Genomic DNA, 19,929 nt, shown 5'->3' with positions numbered 1-19,929 from the left:
ATCGATAAAAGCATTAATCGATTTATTAATAAACTAAACAATGCGTCACCTCGTTAAATAACAAGATTTTATAAATGTTAAATAAACCCTTTTAAATCAATGTTAAATTATGTATTGACAAAACAAAAAAACAGGCGTAAACTTATGATTGCAAGTTAACTTGTGAGTGCTTTCACTAAACAGCGATAGATGAGATATCTTTTTTACGTACGATAAAAAATACGTATTGGAGAGGTATGATGGATAAACTTTAATTCACGTTTTGAATTATATGTGAAACATCAAACATTTGCTGTTTCCATGTGTAGTTGTTAGTCAGAGATCACGGGGAATGATTTTGTTCATCCGTTCTCTAAGTAGAAATTCTTTCATTTTTATATGAACTTCCTAGGTATACAGTCATATGAAAATGAGATGCATCTTTAAGTAACAAGTTGAAAAAGGAAAGAAGGAAAATTTATGGCTAAAACAAAAAGCCTAACACTTTTTGGGTTGATCGGTATTACGATGGCTTTTTTTGGTACGGTACGTAGTGTGCCAACACTTTCCATAACTGGATGGACACAAATTTTTTATATGTTAATTGCGGCAGTTCTATTTGCATTGCCAATCGCTTTGATGTCTGCTGAACTCTCTACAGGCTGGCCAGAGGAAGGCGGACCTACAGTTTGGGTGAAGAACGCATTAGGTGAGAAATGGGGATTTGTTACCTCATGGTTACTATGGGTTCAAATGTTTTTTGGTATGGTCATGGTTGCGTCTACAGTAGGTGTGTTATTTGGATACGTTGTTAATGCACCAGAGCTATCTTCAAACAATTACTTTATTTTTGCAGTTATTTTAATATCTTACTGGGGCGTGACGATATTAAATCTCAAATTTGATATGGTAAAAGTGGCTGGTAACTGGGGAGCTATTATCGGTGTTTATATTCCATTCGTTATCCTAGTTGTTCTAGGTGTTATCTATATGATTAAGAATGGTATTCAACCAAATAGCTATTTAGGAGATTTTAAACCGAGCGATCTTGTTCCGAATTTTAAAGACTTAGGTAGCTTAACTTACTTATCAGGAATTATCTTTATTTTTGCAGGTGTAGAAATCTCATCTGTGCATGCAAATAATATCGAAAATCCTAAACGTAATTATCCAATTGCTGTTATAGCATCTGTTCTTTTGTTGGTTTTCTTTAATATTGTCGCTGGTTTAACTGTTTCAAACGCAGTACCAGTAGGTGAATTGGAGTTAGCTAATATTACACAACCGTACATGATTTTTTCTGAAAACTTGGGTATCCCATCCATTTTCGTTAATATCATTTCCTTAATGATTTTAATTGGGGTGTTAGTCCAATTAAGTGCATGGGTACTTGGCCCAAGTAAAGCGATGATCAAAGTTGCGGATGAAGGTAACTTGCCTAAATTCTTTCAAAAAAGAACGGAAAAAGACATTCCGATAACCTTTGTACTAATTCAAGCAATTGTTATTTCTCTAGTATCTTTCTTGTACGTAGTTGTTCCTGATGTGAATAGTGCCTTTTTAATTATTACAATTACAACAACCATTTTATATTGTATTGTGTATGCATTGATTGCTATTTCAGCAATCCGCTTACGCTATAAAATGCCAGAAGTTGTACGTCCATTTAGATTAGGAAATAAAGGAAATGGATTAATGTGGTTTGTTTCCATTCTTTCTTTAATTAGTGTAGCAATTACACTTACTGTCAGTATTATACCACCATCTATTTTACAACCTAGTCAGTACACAGGTTATATTATTTATCAAATAGCAGCTACAGTAATAATGGTAGGTATAGCTCTTTTTATTCACAAATGTAAAAAACCAGAATGGAAGAAAGAAACAACAACTAATCATAAAAAATGTAGCTAAAGAGAAAACGATAGATTTCGTGATATTAATTGGAGGATTAGAAAATGAAAACTGAATTACAAGACCACAATTTAAAAGCTTTATTCTTAGGAAGTAAAGGTGAAAATGTAGATTTATTTAAAGAACTATTACTAAAAATGATTGATGAACATGTGGGGTGGCGTCAAAACTATCAGCCGCAAGACTTACCAGTAATTACGCCACAAGATAAAAGTTCAAAAAGTTTCCAAGAAACTGCTGATCATGTACGTAGTGTATTTAATGTTTTATCTTCTAAACTTCGTACGAACTCACTTCCATGGCATACAGCAGGTCGTTTTTGGGGACATATGAATTCTGAAACATTAATGCCATCTATCATTGCTTATACAACTGCCATGTTATGGAATGGGAATAACGTAGCATATGAATCCTCACCAGGCACTTCACAAATGGAAGAAGAGGTTGGTCATGAGTTTGCTGCTCTTATGGGATATAAAAAAGGAGAAAGCTGGGGACATATTTGTGCTGATGGTTCTATTGCCAACCTTGAAGGTCTTTGGTACGCAAGAAATATGAAATCTCTTCCTTTAGCTATTAAAGAAGTTGCTCCTGAATTTGTAGCAGGTAAAACGGAATGGGAATTACTTAACATGTCTACAGAAGAAATTCTAGATATTCTAGATCAAATTCCTGAAAAAATAGACGAAGTGAAAGAGCATTCTGCACGCAGTGGGAAAAACCTGCAAAAACTAGGTAAATGGTTAATTCCTCAAACCAAACATTATTCTTGGTTAAAAGCTGCTGATATTATCGGTGTAGGACTTGACTGTGTTGAAGCTATTGATGTGGATGATCATTATCGAATGGACATTGATAAATTAGAAGCAAAAATCCGCGAATTGGCAGCTGAAGAAGTTCCAGTTCTTGGTGTGGTTGGGGTAATTGGAACAACCGAAGAAGGACAAGTCGATCGTATTGATAAAATGGTAGAATTACGAGACAAATTAGCTAAAGAAGGCATTTATTTCTATATACATGTAGACGCTGCTTACGGTGGCTATGCCCGTGCAATATTCTTGGATGAAAATAATAACTTTATAGATTACGCGAAAATGGAAGAAGTACATGAGAAATTTAACGTTTTCACAGAGAAAAACGAATGGCTTACCGAAGATATTTATCATTCTTTCAAAGCGATGAGTGAAGCGGAAACCATTACAATTGACCCGCATAAAATGGGGTATATTCCTTACTCTGCTGGTGGTATTGTAGTTAAAGATACGAGAATGCGTGACGTGATTTCTTATTTTGCCACATATGTATTTGAAAAAGGTGCAGATATTCCTGCTTTACTTGGTGCTTATATGCTAGAAGGATCGAAAGCAGGTGCTACTGCGGCTGCAGTATGGACAGCCCATCAGGTACTACCATTAAATGTAACAGGATATGGTAAATTAATCGGTGCAAGTATTGAAGGTGCTTATCGTTTCTATCATTTCTTACAAGGAAAACAATTCAAAGTTGGCGATAAAACCATTCATGTTTATCCATTAACAAAACCTGACTTTAATATGGTTGACTATGTATTTAATGAAGAAGGAAATACAGACTTAGAAAAAATGAATAAGCTTAATCATGATTTTTATGAACAAGCTTCTTACGTTAAAGGTGGATTATACAATAACGAGTTCATTACTTCACATACAGATTTTGCGATTCCAGACTATGGAAACAGTCCATTGTCATATGTTAACAGTTTAGGATTCAGTAAAGAAGAGTGGGATCGTGAAGGTAAGGTTACAATACTTCGTGCTTGTGCTTTATCACCGTATGCATATGACAAAGATGTCTTTGATGAATATGCTAGCAAGATAGAGCAAGCAATTCAAGAAAAACTTGAAAAAATTTATGCTGTTGTAAACTAATGAAGTCCTATTAAAGAATCAGTTTATTAATAGCCAATTGGTTGTTAAGGAGGCTAGAGGGGATGATTTTATCACGCTATTACAATCATCCCTCGGCTCCAATTGATTTGGAAATGTCCTTTTCTTACACTATAGGGAAATATAAAGTTATAAGGTTTATAGTATAAGAAAATCGACAGCGTTTTTCCGCCATAAAGATTTGGCGGTAATTCAATTTTTTTAATGATTATTGATGATAGTTAAAATGTAAATGTTTACCTTTAAAGTAAATGACAAGTACTAGACTACCTTCTGTAAACAAGGTAATCTCAATAATAGGAAATAATAATAGTAGTAAAAACAGCTTATGTTCTTTGACAACCAATATATATAATTTTAATACTATATGTTTATAGTATAAGAAAAGATTGGTGAGAAGCCAAGTTTTTTCTTCAAGGAATAAGAAAGTATAAAATTTGTTGCTTTTGGATACCGATTTAACGGAATAGCCACGTCCGGCTCCATCGCCCAGCAACTAGGCGACTTCACTCCATTGCCCTAAGCTAAGTCATCATCGGTTCGTGCTAAATAGGAAGGTGGACTAAAGACGGGCTTGCCGGAGGGCGCCGTTATACTCCTGTTGCAGGAGCATGATTCCTAAAAATTTTGTTGATTCGTTCCACTATACGAAAGTATAAAAGTTTAAAGGTTTATAGTATAAGAAAAACTACAACTTTCGCCATAAGACTTGGCGACAAGCCAAGTTTTTCTAAATAGGTTGTTGAAAAGTATTGTAAATAAGCCTAGTTATGTGAATCTATTTGTGAATTATTTAACAATTACATGTAACGCGTTCTAGCATATAGTAATCTTCCATGAAAAGTTACAAGATACAATATGCAGAAAGCTGTTAAGGAAGTGAAAAAATGACAATTAAAAAAGTATTAACGGTTGCAGGTTCTGATTCAAGTGGTGGTGCAGGTTTGCAAGCCGATCTGAAAACATTTCAAGAATACGGAACTTTTGGCTGTACTGCTATCACGAATCTCGTCACGATGGATCCCAAAAATAATTGGAATCATCGAGTGTATCCCGTTGATGAGACGACAGTTCGGGAACAATTGGAAACAATCTTCTCTGGTAGTCCGCTAAATGCTATGAAAACGGGGATGTTAGGCTCTACAAATATCATAAAGATTGTAAGTGAAATGATTGATCAATATGAAATGAAGAATGTTGTAATTGATCCGGTGATGGTTTGTAAAGGAGAAGATGAGCCTTTGCACCCGGAAAATGGGGTTGCTATCCGCGATTATCTTTTACCGAAAGCAACTATCGTAACGCCTAATTTATTTGAAGCTGCTCAACTATCTAGTATGTCTGCAATCCGTACAGTTGCTGATATGAAAGAAGCAGCGAAAAAGCTGATAAACCTTGGCCCAGAATATGTTGTTATTAAAGGCGGAAAAAGTTTAGATGGCAATAAAGCAATTGATTTACTTTATGATGGGTCTGCTTTCACTTTTTACGAAGTAGAGAAAATCAATACGAATTATAATCACGGTGCTGGATGTACATTTGCAGCTGCTATCACAGCAGGATTGGCAAAAGGTTTCTCTGTAAAAGAATCGGTAGCAAAAGCAAAAACATTTACCACCGAAGGTATTAAGGCTGGATTTGCCTTTAATGCTTTCATTGGACCAGTTTGGCATGGAGCATATAATAGAGCAGTTCTATCTGATTAGTTCTATGATTTTACTGAGGATTTAGAATGGGAAAGAATTTCGTCTTGCTTACTAGACTATCTCTTGCATATATCACCCTGTAGAACTGTTGTCTCTTAAGTTGAGGGTAAACGTTGCTTCCATCGGCTAAATATATGCGGAGTTGGAGGGAAATGTCCATTGACTGACACGTTGCATTATTATCCTCTTTTGTTAGGCCATGTTCTATGAACATGGCATCTATCGTTCCGTATTAGGAAATTGTGAAATTTTAGAATTTACTTAAGTAATACTACAAATTTCGGAAGACGGGACTAGAAGCGCAGTTCTATCCTGCTTATGTGATATGGGCAGCTTCCAATAGTGTAGGGAATTACTCATGGCGTAAATTCAATACTTTTTACTTTAATCAATCAACGTGCCAATGTCTTTAAATGTAAAAGAAAACAGGATTGTGCTAGTACTAATTAAATTATTAAAGTAGTAATTCTCAGATCGTTTAGGTCGTAAGGAGTTTATCATATGAAAAGAGATATAACGTTAAAAGAAAGCATCTTTCTACTAGTATTATTATTATTGATTATAGGTATTAGTATAATAGGTTTGGATTTGCCTCCGCAAATTCCGATTTTATTCGCAGTAGGAATTGTTATCCTTTTTGCTAAGATGAAAGGTGCTTCATGGGAAGTTGTTCATAAGGGAATTGAAAATGGAATTATACCTGGTCTGATCCCCATCATTATCTTTATGCTTATTGGTGTCTTAATAAGTGTTTGGATTTCAGCAGGAACCATTCCAACTATCATGGTTTATGGGTTAGGGATTTTATCAGCGAAATTTTTCTTACCTTCTGTGTTTGTTATTTGTGCACTTGTTGGTATTTTAGTAGGTAGTTCGTTCACAACCATTTCAACTATAGGTATTGCGTTTTTAGGTATGGGACAAATGATGGAATTTAATATTGCGATGACTGCTGGCGCTATAGTGTCAGGAGCTTATGTCGGGAATAATATATCTCCTTTATCCGATACAGCCAATTTGGCTTCTGCTATAGCGGAAGTGGATTTATTTGAACATATTAAAAATATGTTGCGAAAAATTGTTCCTGCTTTTGTTATTTCACTTATCTTTTTTATTATAATTGGACAAACAAAAGCGGGAGCGACGGAAAGTAATATTAATGAATTAGTAGATACATTATATTCTAATTTCAATATTTCTATGGTGTCCCTAATACCAGCACTCATTTTATTTTTTTGTGCGTGGAAGAAGATACCTGCTATTCCAACACTTCTAATGAGTATTGCGGTTACCATTGTTATTCAATATATATATTATCCACATACCAGCTTTTCTAAAATCGCTAGCCTTATGCAAGATGGATTTGTTTCGAATACAGGAACAGAAACGGTAGATGTTTTGCTTACCAGGGGTGGTATGCAAAGTATGATGTGGTCTGTTTCGCTAATTATCCTTGCTTTGACATTAGGAGGACTGTTAGTAGAATTAAAAATTGTTGAAACGTTAATATCAAAAGTTCAAGGTCTTGTTAGTACAAAAGGGAAATTAATTTTAATGGCTGGATTAAGTGCGGTAGGTATAAATATCGTTCTTGGAGAACAGTATTTATCCATTATTTTGCCAGGTAAAGCATTTAAATCGCAAGTGGAGGCAATAAATCTTGATCCCAAAAAACTCTCAGCTATTTTGGCAGATGCTGGGGCAGTAGTTAATTCACTAATTCCATGGGGAGTAAGTGGTGTGTTTATTACTGGAACATTGGGGGTTTCTACATTAGAGTATGCACCATTTGCTATCTTTTGTATAACTGCTCCAATTATAAATGTATTATTTGGTTTTTTTGAAAAAGAGAAGGGATTACCTCCTCTCTCTTAAATAGCTATGGGGCAGATTACTTACAATATTTATATTCTGCTCCATACTTAACCTATGATATCTCAAGCCCACATTTACTTCTCTCTTGTATGATAGAATGGCAAAAATGTTAGGTTTTATAGTAGAAGCAAAACAAAGGCTTTTGCCATGCCAAAAGTATCTTGAGGGGGCAAGGAGAATAAGTTTAATTCGTTAAGGTTAAATGAGAAATAAAATATAGAAAAAATTACCAGTGTGTTTTAATGCTTAAAATAAATCCAAATACCCTAAATGGTGTTATAATTAAATGTCGTTTTCTTTTATTAAATCATCATAATTGACTCTAATCTTACCTAATTAAAATGGGGGAATTTCTTTGGCTTTATTATAGGTAGCCATGATGGGTGATATGTAGTGAACTATTATTCATTTTGAAATGGTATTGTAAGCTGCTAAACTGTTGCTTTTAATCAATAGGCTGAAAGCGTGAAATGGTTTACACCATAGGAAAGAATAAACTGTTAAGCTTTATAAGTGAAACGAAGGTGTTTTTCGCCATAAAGAGTTTGACGATAAGGCAAGTTTTTTTGAAGTCATTCTTTAATCCTTTGATGTGTTAATGATATTGGTAAAGATATAAACGGAGGTAAAAAATATGCTTATAGATGAAATACGTGGAGAAGAATTAGATGATTTTTTTTGCGCGTTTTTAGAACTTCAAACAATAGAAGAATGTTATTGTTTTTTTGATGATTTATGTACAGTCAATGAAATAAAGGCAATGCTTCAACGATTTAGAGTAGCAAAAATGCTTTATAATGATAACACATATTGTCAAATTGAAGATGAAACAGGGGCAAGTACAGCAACCATCTCTCGTACGAAACGTTCATTATATCATGGGAATAATATGTATGATATTCTTTTCAGTCGGATGAAGAAAAGTATAGAGAGTTAATGAAAAGTATCCAGAATTAGCATTAAATGGTTGCCAAATGAAACGAAAATATAAATGATTATGGTATCATATTATAGACAAAGATAATTATTTATATTATGCTTAGAATGAGTTATGATGATATACTTACTTGTGAACGTATGAACAAATGTTTGTTTTTAGTTTGAAGAAGGGTTATATTATTTGTTACTTTTTTAGGAAAGTACAAGCGTTTACACGTAAAAGTATAAGAAAAACGATAATCGGCAAGTCTTGGAGTCAAGTCCAATTTTTCTGATCAAATGTAGACAATAGCGAGGTCTCTTGTACGTATGAAACAAAAACAAAAACGTTGACAAATACATTTTTATTCACTATAATATTTTTAATCTTATACGACGCATACGATGAAGGAGCCTAGTAGCAAGCTTGTCACTGTTATTTAGAAAGCTAGGGGTGATGTGACCTAGTACAAACAATCTTGTGAATTACACTTTGGAGTATCTTAGCTTAACACTAAGCGGATTAGCAAACGATATAATTGCTGAGAGTGGTATCAATAGTTACGATTATTACTATTGATGCAATTTGGGTGGTAACACGGTTAGAATCGTCCCTATGTCTTTATGACATAGGGCGTTTTTTATTTTTTAAGCTTATATAAGAAACTATACTAAAGGAGTGGAAAAGCATGAATCTTATTGATGAGTTAGAATGGCGTGGAGCTATAAATCAACAAACAGATGCTGAAGGATTAAAAGATTTAATTGAAGAGAAAAAGATTTCTTTATATTGCGGTGTTGATCCAACTGGTGATAGTATGCATATTGGTCATTTAATTCCATTCATTATGATGAAACGCTTTCAATTACACGGTCATCAACCGGTTATTTTAATTGGAGGAGCGACAGGGACTATTGGTGATCCTAGTGGACGCCAAACAGAACGGCAATTACAAACATTAGAGAAGGTACAAAATAATGTTGATAAGCTAACGAAGCAAATGAAGAAATTATTCTTCGATGGTGATAGTGAACTTAGGATCGTGAACAACTACGATTGGACACATAACTTAAGTATATTGGATTTCTTACGTGATTACGGTAAAAATTTTAGTGTCAATAATATGTTGGCAAAAGATATTGTCGCTAGCCGATTAGATAGTGGGATTTCGTTCACGGAGTTCTCTTACCAAATTTTACAATCTATGGACTTTCATCACCTATTTAAAGAAGAAAATGTACAATTACAAATTGGTGGTAGCGATCAATGGGGCAATATTACAAGCGGATTAGACCTCATACGTAAAAAAGAGGGTCAGGATGCGAAAGTCTTTGGTCTAACCATTCCACTTTTATTAAAAGCAGATGGAACAAAGTTTGGTAAAACAGCTGGTGGAGCAATTTGGTTAGACGCAGAAAAAACGACACCATACGAATTTTACCAGTTTTGGATTAACGCAGATGATAAAGACGTGATAAAATACCTGAAATTCTTTACGTTCTTAACGAAAGAAGAAATTGATGAATTAGAGAATAAAGTGAAAACAGAACCGCATAAACGTGAAGCGCAAAAAGTGTTAGCAAAAGAAATGACAAAGTTTGTTCATGGTGAAAAAGCATTAACGCAAGCATTGAAAATTACGGAAGCACTTTTTAGTGGAAATGTTAAATCATTAACAGCAGATGAAATTGAACAAGGATTTAAAGACATGCCTACTTTTCAAGCTTCCAAAGAAACAAAAAATATTGTCGACTGGTTAGTTGAGTTAGGTATCGAACCATCTAAACGCCAAGCGAGAGAAGATATTAACAATGGAGCTATTTCCATGAATGGAGAACGAATAACCGATGTTAATACAGATGTAACAGCAGAAAACGCATTCGATGGAAAGTTTATTATTATTCGTAAAGGGAAGAAAAAATACAGCTTGGTAAAATTAGCTTAATGCATTTAGAGCCTACTTCTATTGTAAAGGAAGTTTGTTGGCTAATAAAATCACTGCATATATAGATAAAAGAAGAAACATCTTCCCAAAACTCTAAACAGGTTCTAGGGAAGATGTTTCTATATCATCGCTCAATAAAACGGAACATTTTGAAAGATGACAAACTTAATAGGATGATTTCATTTATTATATTTTGTTAAGTAAAGGAATTCAGATGGATGAAAGGGATGTTTCAGGATGCCTTCTTCTTGGAAAAGATCATTAGAACTAGCATATACAAATCATTACATTATTACGAAGGTGAATGAACAGAAACCAGTTAATTGGTTATTACTAGATGTAGGTTTAGAAAATGTGGCAGAAGAGCATATTAACCAATCCTTAGATAATTTGCTTATTGGATTTAATCGATTGTTTAAGTATAAAAGTGTAAAGCAAGCTACATTAGGTTATTTTCGTATGCTGGATATAGTTAAACAAAATGATAGGTTCCATCCAAAAATTCATGTCTTGCTGCCAACGATGAAAAGCTATTTTCAAGGAAGATACTATATTAAACGTGATAAATGGTTAGAAATGTGGGCTAAAGCTTTAGGGGTTACTAATGATCTATATGTAAATGTAAAAGTGATCCAACCTGAGGATAATAGTCGACGAATGGTAGAAAAAATGGAACAAGGTTTAGCAGTACTTTTGGATGTACCAGAAGCAAACAGACCTAAAAAAGATAAGAAAATTATTGAGACACGAAGGTTAATTGGGTACAGCAGGTTATTAAAAAAGGAAGCAGATCAACTACCTCCTGATTCAGACTTTTACCTAGATATAGCTCATTTACGTACAGACGATAGGATTGCAAATGTTGCTTTTGACAACATGCTCACTTGGCACCCTGGCTTAAGAACAGAAAAAGAAAATCCTTTTATCTGAAGGTAATGTCATAAGGGTAGCAGTTGCCTTCAATCTTGCTTGCGCTATGAAGAAGGCATGAAATTTTACGGTTTATTTTGGATATAAGGTGCTGTAAGACTAGTCACTTTTGGGAGATGCAAACTGTACAAGCCTTAGTGATAGATAACAGCACCTAAAACCTCGATTTGTTAACTTACAATTAGTGAAGAAAGAGTTGAAGTGGGTGAAATGACACCGCACTACCTTCCAACTTACTAAATCATCCTTCCATATTGGAACATAATGTACCCTTGAAAATAATAAATTAGTAAAGTATGAATACAAAGTAATAAAAGATTGGTAGGGCAATTCCCAATGTTTTAATGCCATCACCTAGGGATGGATAACTTTACCTATATACCTTGTATTACGATGTACTATGTGTTACATTATTTTAGAAAATAACAAAAAAGAGAAGGTGCTGAAATGGATAAAGAAATAATGAAAGGAAGTATTGATATTCTGCTATTGTCTCTCCTCCAGAATCGTGATATGTACGGCTATGAGATGGTTAAGGCGTTAAAAAAAAATAGTAATGAACTGTATAACATGAGTGAGGGTACTTTGTATCCTGCTTTAAAGCGACTTGAAAATAAAGGCTGGGTCCAATCTTATTGGGGAGATTCGGAAAGTGGAGGCAGACGGAAATATTATCAAATTACCCAGCAGGGAAAAAACGAGCTAGCTAACAAACTGCAAGAATGGAATCAAATTAGCCATTTAATTAAGGTATGTTCGGAGGGATTAGGTTGGAGTCAACAATCGAAGCCTACATTCACAAAATTGTAAGTGAGCTACACTGTGGGGAAGAAGAAAAAAAAGACATGACAGATGAAATGAAAGATCATTTGTATTTGTTGATACAAGAATATAAGGAAGGTGGGTTTTCAAATGAAGTAGCCGTAAATAAAGCGTTAGAAACGTTTGGCGAACAAAAGCAATTAGCAAGCGGCTTACAAACATCTATTTCTCCTTTTCACAAATTATGCAAAATAACGACAGGCATTTTTTTCGGATTATATGTTCTTATCCTATTTTTTAAGTTCTTTTTGGAGCGCATGATTTTAACAGCGACTATAGTTAAAAGTGGTGACTTTTTTAACCCACATGTGGCTATTCCGGAAAATTTTACAGGTGCATTTGATGTTGAATACATTCATTTAAATGCCAATTTTTTGCCCTTTAAAACGACGCTACAATATATCTTAAATGCAGATTCATATAACGTATCCATTATTATTGAAAACACCATAGGGAATGCCCTTGTATTTTTGCCGCTAGGAATCTTTCTGCCGCTATTATTCCCAAAGTGCCATTCACTATTAAAAGTTTCTATAACTGTAACGATCATTATCTCGGCGATTGAAAGCTTGCAATTGTTGTTATGCGTTGGTCAATTTGATGTGGATGACATTATCTTAGGAACGATTGGCAGTGGCATAGGATTTTTATGTTTCCTATTTTTCCGGCGCTTAAAGAATGAAATAACTGCAATACGACGTATAGAAAAAGAATTATAATATAAAGAATAGTGAGTTGTAGATGATGAAAGCCATTATAAAAATAGGTTTATTTCTAGTGTTATGTGTGTACGTACTCATATTATCAAAACTTGTCTTGTTTAAGTACCTTTCTTTGCATGAAATTTTAGCTCACTTTGCATTTCGTTATGAAGGGCCTACTTGGAATGAGCATAATTTAATTCCTTTTAAAACGATATTTTTCTATCTATTTTCTACAGATATCAATTTTTCTATAAGGGTTGAAAACTTGGTTGGTAATATCATTGGTTTTGCGCCTTTTGGCTTCCTTCTACCATCAATTTGGCGAAAATTTCAAAATCTAACCAACATTGTCCTTGCAACATTATGTTTAAGCTTTATGTTCGAGTTCGTGCAACTGAGTTTTAAATTTGGTAGCTTCGATGTAGATGATCTGCTGTTGAATACACTTGGAGGAGTAATTGGCTATCTACCTTTTTTACTATTTAATACGCTAATCAAGAATAAACAACAGCATAGGCTGGTGAACAGGAGAGGATTTAAATAAGACACTGAGATGCACTTTCAAAAGAGGAAAGTCCACAGTTCTTGTCGAATGATAAAAGTACTCCGTTTCTAAAAGTAATGAAGATGTCGATCTTGCTTCTGGTTAAAAGGAAATAAATAGGATAGATTAATATGCATCTGTACATCCATCATTTTTTCAACTTGTTTAAAAAAGATTATATGTTTATGCTAATGATTTTGGTAATCCTTCTATTTTCCTTCTTTATTTGGGCAGGATTTCCGATTTTTGTTGTGGGAGTAGAAATAGCAAAGATAACGAGCAATGCAATATTCATTCACTTAGCTATCTGCTATCTCTGTATCAGCTGGATTATTAATCTTTTTAGTATATATGAAAAAATAAGGATAATAAAAGCAATCTTATTTATGGAAAGGAGATTCGACGTGGGTGCTGGGAATATGCGGTAGAAACTTGGACATTAGGGATCACTTCAGCTGATCGAGAGGAATTTGAAGATAAATTAAATGAATACGGAAAACAAGGTTGGGAATTAGTAAACGTTATTCCTCAGATTGGTGGGAGTATGGGGGATATTAGTGTGAACTTTAACCAAATCATTTTTAAAAGAAAAGCGATATAAAGAACGTAAAATATAAATAGATGTTCAAATCATATTTAAAGGAACTCCCCGTCACTGCTTTGATGGGGAGTTCCTCTCTAAATCAAAACTTGTCAGCGGATGATATTTTTAAAAATGCTTATCCAGCAACCCTCTAAGCCTTAGTTCGGTATTCTAAATTATGTTTTTTCAACGTTTTGTCAGTACCAAATAAAAAGTGTTTTTCCATATTTGGCGAGTATTTGGAATTAATCGTTTCTTTACCGACAGCTTCTGCAACAGCACGTAACATTGCAGGCGACGCGCCACAGCATAAGCCAATATAGTTCACACCGATGTCTTTTGCTTCTTTCGCCCAAGCGGCTAATTCGTAGCGGTTGTGATAAAGCGGATCAAGTGCCGTTGGGAATGTCGTTTCTGTAGGTAAATGGCAACTGCAACCTCCATCCGGCAAGTTGAAAAAGGTTGGGTGCGCCTCTGTTGTTCGATAAGGTATTGGTAATGCCCCAACATAACCTTTGACTGTATCTCTTATTTTAGCTACAAAGGGCTGGATGGTATCAGGGCCACGGAAGCAATTCATTCCGACGACGAGCGCTCCTTTTTCAGATAATAATTGGCAAGCTTCCTCTACGGTATACCCGTCCCTTAGAATGTTTTCTCCCATAAGACCAAAAGTGATAACGGCTGGGAGTTCTTGTTTCGTAATTTCTTCTAAAGCGATTAGAGCTTCTTCATAATAATAAAATGTTTCTCCATTTACGAAATCAACACCTTCTTCTTTACACCATTGCACCATCTCGGCAAAAATGCTCCTTACTTGCTCTTTGGAAGCTGGGTCATTCGGATCGAAAATATTCGTGTTAGAAATGTTTCCAGCAACGAGTGCTTCTTCTACAGGATGTTCTTTGGCGACTTCTTTTGCTAGTTGAATGGCATTTCTGTTCAACGGCTCGAGCAATTCTTCCTTACCAATAATTCGCATCTTTTCTCTATTCCCATTGTAAGTAAACGCCAGTACGACGTCTGAGCCTGCATTCATAAAATCGCGATAAGCTTGTTTCAGAGCTTGTGGATTATCTAATGCGACTTCCGGTACAAAAGAACCTGCTTGTAAATACCCCCTGCGTTCTAATTCAAATAAATAACCTTCTCCCACAATAACCGTACCTTCCTGCAATCTTTGTTGTAAGCTGCGTTTCATCTTAAACTCCTCCTTTTATTTTGAAACCTTTGCTTTGTAAAAAATGTGGCACGAAGTATGTAGCAAGAGCTACGACTTCCGGATTTAATTCATGGAAAAATTACGCCCACCTTTCATTAAAAAATCGTTTTCTTAGTTGCTTCACCTATGTGAGCTTCCATCGTGAATTATTGGAACATAAAAACCCCCTTCTTATGAATAAGAAGAGGGTAGCTTCCAAATGTTGTCTCTTCTTATCTTCAAGCGTTACGCTTCTGGAATTAGCACAGTGCAAAAGATGCCTGTTGCTGAGGTATCATAGGGGCCAGTCCCTCCACCTCTCTGGATAAGATAAATCCTATAAAGTTGTGGAATAATAAAGATTTACAGTTGGCGATGTTTAAAAACGCCATTAAATTCACAGTGTGTAAAATCTTATCATTCAGAATATGAACTATACTATATACGAAAAAAATAAATGTCAACCTATTTCGAAAATATTTTATAGATTAGAAACTTCTGCGTCTAGTAGTGGATGAGAGCCAACATTTCATTTTCTATGATGTTTTTTTCATAAAAATACAACTTTTATTATAAAGTTCCGGCAAGCCCAAATTTAAAATGCCTGTAATGCGTTCTGCAAATCATGTTTTAAATCATTCACATGCTCTATTCCGACCGAAAAGCGTAATAAACAGTCATCAATGCCACGCTTGGTACGTTCATTAAGGGGAATATCCGCATGTGTTTGTGTCGCTGGATACGTGATAAAGCTTTCCACACCGCCTAGACTTTCGGCGAAGGTAATCAGTTGCATTTGCTGTAAAAAAGGGTCTACCCACTTGCTATCGTGTAAACGAAAAGATAACATACCACCTTTGCCAGGATAAAGCACCTCTTTTATTGCTTGGTGGTTGCTTAAAAAATGGGCTAATTCTCGGGCATTTGTTTCATGCTTTTCCATACGCAAGGAAAGCGTTTTTAACCCTCTAATTAACAGCCAACAATCAAATGGAGAAAGCACTGCCCCAGATGCATTATGCATCATAGCGAGTTGTTCACAAATCGGTTCATTGTTAGCAACTACTATGCCAGCCAATACATCATTGTGCCCGCCGATATACTTTGTTGCACTATGTAGAATAATATTAGCGCCAAGTTCTAAAGGGCGTTGCAAATATGGCGTAAGGAAGGTGTTGTCAACAATAAGTAATAGATTATATTTTTTAGTAAGGTGAGCGATGGAGGCAATATCTATTTCCTGCATTAAAGGGTTTGTCGGTGTTTCAATAAATATTGCTTTTGTTTTGTTAGATATGTTTGCTTCCGTTTCTTTGAAGTTGGTAAAAGGATCATAGCAGATCTTGAAATGGTATGCTTTGTTGTACTGTTCCAACAAACGATACGTTCCCCCGTAAATATCTGCTGAAGCAATGATTTCATCACCAGCTTGAAAAAGGGAAAGTACAAGCTGGATAGCCGCCATGCCTGAACTACAAGCAAAGGCTTGCTTACCAGATTCTAAATGCGCAACACCTTCCTCTAACAGGCATCGGGTAGGGTTTTTTGTACGGCTATAATCATACCCGGTTGACTGCCCTATCCCATCATGTTTGAATGCAGTTGATAAATAAATAGGGGGATTAACTGCGCCAGTGCGAGCATCACTTCGATTTCCTAGTTGCACCATGTTTGTTTCACGCGTTTGTTGTAACATTTTATCATCTCCTTAAAAATGGTTACAAGGAGAGGATGCAAAAAACCTCTCCTTGAAATAAGAAGAGGTTTCCTAATATGTCGAAAAGGAGCTTCTTCTTATCTTCAAGCGCTATGCTTCTGGAATTGGCACAGTACCGCATGCGGTCTGTTGCCGAGGTATCAAAGGGCCAGTCCCTCCACCTCTCTGGATAAGAAAATGTCTATTGAATTTTAAAAGTTTGAATATTAGAATACAAGGAAAATGAATAAAAGTCAAGGGGATTTTTTAATCGATTTAGGCTTCCGATAAAATTTTTTTTTGCACTATAGGAAGGTATAAATTTTTTGGTTTATCGTATACGAAAAACAAAGGCTTTCGAAAGGCTTGGTGACAAGCCAAGTTTTCTAAGAACTACTATCAGTTAAATGTGGTTTCTACATAAATATTCCATGATGAACTCCGTGGTGTTCAAGGAGTTCATCATACTTACATGTTTTCCATTAACCGTTTAGCGATTTTTTGATAATCATCTTTATCAATGCCAGGTGCAAATTGTTCAGGAAGGTCTTCTAAATTAGGAACAGGGCCTCCTTTTGGTGTTCCTTCCTTGACGATTAGCTTCTCCCCATTCTCTGGATTGTCTCCTTTCCAAATTTGTCGGATATCGTTATAATCTCCCACATCATTCCACGTGTATAAAACATTTGCCAATCCTTGTTCTTCAAATTTTCGAGCATAATCAAACTTCGTGTTCGATAAATCAGGAATCGGGATAAGCTTTTTAACGTCAACGCCTGTTGCGATTTCTAATGCTTTCGCATAGGCTAGCACATGTGTACCTCCACGAACTAATAAGTAACCAATCATTTCTCTTGCTGTTTCATGTTCTGTCATTTCGTAAACGCGCATTTTATGTGTACGAGCGCCGACTTCAAGAAAGAAATTGTGTAGTAAATCTAAGACAAGATTGCCGCTACTAAAGACATTATCTCCTGTCCATGCTCGACCCATGGAGTCACCTACAAGTGCTGTTTGAGCAGTAGCGATAAATTGATACGTATTTCGACTGTCTTTTCCTTCGCGTAACGGGGTTACATCTGGGTTTCCCGTGTAAAAGGTGTTTCCTTTTGAAAGTAGATTAATTGTGTTCGTCACAAGTTCAACATGGCCGAACTCTTCAGCTGTTATACTTGCTACAAGATCGTAAAATGGTTTAAGCTTATCTTTTTGGCGGAAATTGAACGATTGAAACATATAATTATTTAATGTAGACATCTCGCCAAATTTCCCACCTAATAATTCTTGGACCGCTGCTGCAGCATTAGGATCGCCGTGTTCAGGAACAGGCAGTTCAATTAACATGCGGTTTTCACGCTTAAACATGAGAAGCCTCCTTCTTTAGCTTTTCGGAATCACCCAAACAATTTGTTGAATACGAATATAGAATGAAGATCCGCCCGATTCTAAAACGATATGGTCAGGCATTACTGTTTTTAAGCTACCTGTCACTGTTCCTTGTGTTGTTTGTACAATGAGCGTGGCACCTGTTATTGACTGTAAAGTTTGGTATACGTAAGGGTCAAAAGCACTTGTAAATGATGGGGTTTGTGCGTTCATTTTTCAGCCTCCCTTTATGATGGATACTCACTACAACTAGGCTATGACGGCAAAAAGCAGGTTATTCGTTGGACAAGTTGAAAATAAATGCTTATCTCGTATTTTATAGAATTCTTCATAATTGAAAAGTCGCTGAAGTTCACAATTATCCACGAGTTGCTACACCCTAAGCCAATAAAAAAAACAGTAGCGTTTTATAATTGCTACTGTTTTTTTATTGATTTGGTCTGCACTATAAGAAAGTATAAAATGAGGTGCTTGGATCGGCGTCTGGCTCCAGGGCTCAGCAACTAGGCGTCTTCACGAATCGCCCTACGATAAGTCATCATTGGTTCGTGGCTAAGAGGATGGACGACTAAAACAGGGCTTGCCGCTCGACATCGGCATACCCCTGTTTTAGTGGCATAATACCTTTATCTCCGTTGCTAAACGGGAACTTGCTTCTTTGTTCCACTATAGGAAAGCATAGAATTACTATTGATTATAGTATAAGAAAAATTAAGGCTTTCTCTAAAAGGCTTGGCGGTAAGCCAAGTTTTTCTAAATGAACTTAATTTGTAAAATTTTTTGCCATAGTGACAAATTCACGCACGGCATACGGCAAATATTTATCTTTTTTCCAAATAAGTGCCAACTCAAGATGAACCCTTGGGTGTTTGAAAGGAATAGCTTGAACATCGTGATGGAGCAGTTGTTGGCAAATTTTACTAGGGAAAAGAGCGATGCCTAAGTTTGCCTCCACCATTTCTATCATAAAGTCTCGCTGCGAACTTTTACATACTGCATTTGGTGAAAAATCGTAATATTGACAGGCTTCTACAATCCGGTCATGTAAAGAGAAATCTTGCTGATATAAAATAAATGGTTCATCCTGTAAATCTGGCAATGCAACAGATTTTTCAGAAGCAAGAGGGTGATTGTTTTGGACAACGACCATTAAAGGGTCTTTTAACAGGTTTATTGTAGAAAAGTGGTGTTTTTCTACTGGTAGATTACAAATGAGGCCAACATCTAACTCTCCTTCTTTTACCCCATGTTGAATTAAATTACTACCCACTTCGTTTAGTTCAATATGAAAGGAGGGATGCGCTGCTTTGTATTGACTAATTAATTTTGAAAAAAAAGTAGCGCCAATAATGGGAGGGATGCCAATTTTTATTTGTCCTTTTTTTAATTGCACCACGTCATACATTTCCGTTGTTAGATTTTCATAAGCTTCGATAAATTGTTTGGCGTTCCCTAAAAACGCAGCGCCCGCATCTGTCAGTTCAATCTTTTTTCCACCTCGATAAAATAAAGTAACACCGAGCTGATTTTCTAAATTTTTAATTGCTTTACTTAAGGAAGGCTGGGAGATGTGAAGCGTGGAGGCAGCTTTGGTGAAATTTTGTTTATTGGCTACAGCAATGAAATACTCAACTTGACGAATGTCCATATAATCCGACCTTCCGTTTGTTAAATTCCTGTTTTTCATTATTATACTAAAATCAATAGCTAAAAGGAATAACACTTATGCAAAACGGATATTTCAATTTTATGATTTTTAACATTACAATAGAGTAAATAAAGGATTACAGAGGGGGATAA

The 19,929-nt window shown here is 35.5% G+C and carries 16 protein-coding genes, 2 riboswitches and 1 other annotated feature; of the genes, 11 read left to right on the top strand and 5 right to left on the bottom strand.

Going from position 1 to position 19,929, the window contains the following annotated elements:
• Positions 1-459 precede the first annotated feature (459 nt).
• From tyrP to HLX49_RS17100, 11 genes are all read left to right on the top strand, one after another.
• Positions 460-1,893: a tyrosine-tyramine antiporter gene (tyrP, locus tag HLX49_RS09430; RefSeq protein ID WP_077702649.1), complete on the top strand. Its 1,434-nt coding sequence runs from the start codon at positions 460-462 to the stop codon at positions 1,891-1,893.
• A 44-nt stretch (positions 1,894-1,937) separates the two neighbouring features.
• Positions 1,938-3,800, top strand: coding sequence for a tyrosine decarboxylase (gene tdc, locus HLX49_RS09425; RefSeq protein ID WP_296361499.1), 1,863 nt, complete (start codon positions 1,938-1,940; stop codon positions 3,798-3,800).
• 905 nt (positions 3,801-4,705) lie between these two features.
• Positions 4,706-5,524, top strand: coding sequence for a pyridoxine/pyridoxal/pyridoxamine kinase (gene pdxK / locus HLX49_RS09420; RefSeq protein ID WP_101933499.1), 819 nt, complete (start codon positions 4,706-4,708; stop codon positions 5,522-5,524).
• A 501-nt stretch (positions 5,525-6,025) separates the two neighbouring features.
• Positions 6,026-7,399 (top strand): Na+/H+ antiporter NhaC, encoded by a 1,374-nt coding sequence (gene nhaC / locus HLX49_RS09415; protein WP_296361497.1) that lies wholly within the window; start codon positions 6,026-6,028, stop codon positions 7,397-7,399.
• A 634-nt stretch (positions 7,400-8,033) separates the two neighbouring features.
• Positions 8,034-8,336: a YerC/YecD family TrpR-related protein gene (locus HLX49_RS09410; RefSeq protein WP_077702653.1), complete on the top strand. Its 303-nt coding sequence runs from the start codon at positions 8,034-8,036 to the stop codon at positions 8,334-8,336.
• A 377-nt stretch (positions 8,337-8,713) separates the two neighbouring features.
• Positions 8,714-8,936: a binding site (T-box leader), on the top strand.
• A 70-nt stretch (positions 8,937-9,006) separates the two neighbouring features.
• Positions 9,007-10,263: a tyrosine--tRNA ligase gene (gene tyrS / locus HLX49_RS09405; protein ID WP_077702654.1), complete on the top strand. Its 1,257-nt coding sequence runs from the start codon at positions 9,007-9,009 to the stop codon at positions 10,261-10,263.
• A 237-nt stretch (positions 10,264-10,500) separates the two neighbouring features.
• Positions 10,501-11,193 carry a protein rep gene (locus HLX49_RS09400; protein ID WP_296361493.1) on the top strand — a complete coding sequence of 231 codons (693 nt, stop codon included), beginning with the start codon at positions 10,501-10,503 and terminating at the stop codon, positions 11,191-11,193.
• Between the two features lie 447 nt (positions 11,194-11,640).
• On the top strand, positions 11,641-12,003 hold the full coding sequence (locus tag HLX49_RS09395) for a PadR family transcriptional regulator (protein ID WP_077702656.1): 363 nt from the start codon (positions 11,641-11,643) through the stop codon (positions 12,001-12,003).
• Positions 11,964-12,734 carry a VanZ family protein gene (locus tag HLX49_RS09390; RefSeq protein WP_296361491.1) on the top strand — a complete coding sequence of 257 codons (771 nt, stop codon included), beginning with the start codon at positions 11,964-11,966 and terminating at the stop codon, positions 12,732-12,734. The genes HLX49_RS09395 and HLX49_RS09390 overlap by 40 nt, the downstream gene beginning before the upstream one ends.
• A gap of 22 nt (positions 12,735-12,756) precedes the next feature.
• Entirely contained in the window at positions 12,757-13,263 is a 507-nt protein-coding gene (locus tag HLX49_RS09385; protein WP_254843937.1) for a VanZ family protein, read from the top strand.
• Positions 13,264-13,645: 382 nt separating this feature from the next.
• Complete coding sequence (locus tag HLX49_RS17100) at positions 13,646-13,864, top strand: DUF4177 domain-containing protein (RefSeq protein WP_367112741.1); 219 nt, start codon at positions 13,646-13,648, stop codon at positions 13,862-13,864.
• 133 nt (positions 13,865-13,997) lie between these two features.
• On the opposite strand, the gene HLX49_RS09380 is transcribed toward HLX49_RS17100, so the two are convergent.
• From HLX49_RS09380 to HLX49_RS09360, 5 genes are all read right to left on the bottom strand, one after another.
• A complete protein-coding gene (locus HLX49_RS09380) occupies positions 13,998-15,047 on the bottom strand; it encodes a homocysteine S-methyltransferase family protein (protein ID WP_077702659.1) in 1,050 nt (349 codons plus the stop codon).
• 230 nt (positions 15,048-15,277) lie between these two features.
• A riboswitch (SAM riboswitch) is annotated at positions 15,278-15,379 on the bottom strand.
• A 263-nt stretch (positions 15,380-15,642) separates the two neighbouring features.
• Positions 15,643-16,743, bottom strand: a complete 1,101-nt coding sequence (locus tag HLX49_RS09375) for a methionine biosynthesis PLP-dependent protein (RefSeq protein ID WP_296361487.1) — start codon at positions 16,741-16,743, stop codon at positions 15,643-15,645.
• A gap of 95 nt (positions 16,744-16,838) precedes the next feature.
• Positions 16,839-16,940: riboswitch (SAM riboswitch) on the bottom strand.
• Positions 16,941-17,211: 271 nt separating this feature from the next.
• On the bottom strand, positions 17,212-18,108 hold the full coding sequence (locus tag HLX49_RS09370; protein WP_077702661.1) for a manganese catalase family protein: 897 nt from the start codon (positions 18,106-18,108) through the stop codon (positions 17,212-17,214).
• 15 nt (positions 18,109-18,123) lie between these two features.
• Positions 18,124-18,342, bottom strand: a complete 219-nt coding sequence (locus HLX49_RS09365) for a YuzF family protein (RefSeq protein WP_073012803.1) — start codon at positions 18,340-18,342, stop codon at positions 18,124-18,126.
• 550 nt (positions 18,343-18,892) lie between these two features.
• Positions 18,893-19,777, bottom strand: a complete 885-nt coding sequence (locus HLX49_RS09360; protein ID WP_296361483.1) for a LysR family transcriptional regulator — start codon at positions 19,775-19,777, stop codon at positions 18,893-18,895.
• Positions 19,778-19,929 lie beyond the last annotated feature (152 nt).

The organism is Virgibacillus sp. (genome assembly GCF_013393565.1).
GTDB classification, from domain to species: Bacteria; Bacillota; Bacilli; order Bacillales; family Amphibacillaceae; genus Virgibacillus; species Virgibacillus dokdonensis.
This window is presented reverse-complemented; position numbering and strand designations above follow the sequence as displayed.

Coding starts and splice junctions, on each gene's coding strand:
- tyrP (WP_077702649.1), top strand. CDS start 460: ATGGCTAAAACAAAAAGCCTAACACTTTTTGGGTTGATCGGTATTACG.
- HLX49_RS09380 (WP_077702659.1), bottom strand. CDS start 15,047: ATGAAACGCAGCTTACAACAAAGATTGCAGGAAGGTACGGTTATTGTG.
- tyrS (WP_077702654.1), top strand. CDS start 9,007: ATGAATCTTATTGATGAGTTAGAATGGCGTGGAGCTATAAATCAACAA.
- HLX49_RS09385 (WP_254843937.1), top strand. CDS start 12,757: ATGATGAAAGCCATTATAAAAATAGGTTTATTTCTAGTGTTATGTGTG.
- HLX49_RS09395 (WP_077702656.1), top strand. CDS start 11,641: ATGGATAAAGAAATAATGAAAGGAAGTATTGATATTCTGCTATTGTCT.
- HLX49_RS09360 (WP_296361483.1), bottom strand. CDS start 19,777: ATGGACATTCGTCAAGTTGAGTATTTCATTGCTGTAGCCAATAAACAA.
- HLX49_RS09400 (WP_296361493.1), top strand. CDS start 10,501: ATGCCTTCTTCTTGGAAAAGATCATTAGAACTAGCATATACAAATCAT.
- HLX49_RS09370 (WP_077702661.1), bottom strand. CDS start 18,108: ATGTTTAAGCGTGAAAACCGCATGTTAATTGAACTGCCTGTTCCTGAA.
- HLX49_RS09375 (WP_296361487.1), bottom strand. CDS start 16,743: ATGTTACAACAAACGCGTGAAACAAACATGGTGCAACTAGGAAATCGA.
- nhaC (WP_296361497.1), top strand. CDS start 6,026: ATGAAAAGAGATATAACGTTAAAAGAAAGCATCTTTCTACTAGTATTA.
- HLX49_RS09410 (WP_077702653.1), top strand. CDS start 8,034: ATGCTTATAGATGAAATACGTGGAGAAGAATTAGATGATTTTTTTTGC.
- tdc (WP_296361499.1), top strand. CDS start 1,938: ATGAAAACTGAATTACAAGACCACAATTTAAAAGCTTTATTCTTAGGA.
- HLX49_RS09365 (WP_073012803.1), bottom strand. CDS start 18,342: ATGAACGCACAAACCCCATCATTTACAAGTGCTTTTGACCCTTACGTA.
- pdxK (WP_101933499.1), top strand. CDS start 4,706: ATGACAATTAAAAAAGTATTAACGGTTGCAGGTTCTGATTCAAGTGGT.